Source organism: Seonamhaeicola marinus, from assembly GCF_008085455.1.
Genome location: NZ_VSDQ01000796.1, coordinates 1 through 368, shown reverse-complemented (window position 1 = coordinate 368; position 368 = coordinate 1). Strand labels below are relative to the sequence as shown.

The following is a 368-nucleotide window of genomic DNA, read 5'->3' as shown; positions in this document are numbered from 1 at the left end:
TAACTCTTTTGCTAAAGCTTTTAGGTTTCTAGAAATCATTGATATTTCTTGCTCTCTATTGCCTCCGTGGCTATTACCACCCGTCATTAACTGCAAATAATCAATCATTATAAGTTTTATACCATGTTGTGATGATAAACGACGTGCTTTTGCTCTTAAATCGAAAATTGAAAGAGATGGTGTATCATCAATAAACAATGGGGCTTTTTCTAAACCTTTTACTTTTACATTTAATTGCTCCCACTCATGCTTTTCTAATTTACCGGTACGTAATTTTTCTGATGACAAGCCTGTTTCACTAGAAATTAAACGCGTAATTAACTGTACTGACGCCATCTCTAATGAGAAAAAAGCTACTGGAATGTTTT

General features: G+C 33.7%; 1 protein-coding gene. It reads right to left on the bottom strand.

Annotated features, from left to right (window positions below):
• On the bottom strand, positions 1-368 hold a 368-nt coding region (locus FUA24_RS23585; RefSeq protein WP_187388378.1), incomplete at both ends, for a DnaB-like helicase C-terminal domain-containing protein.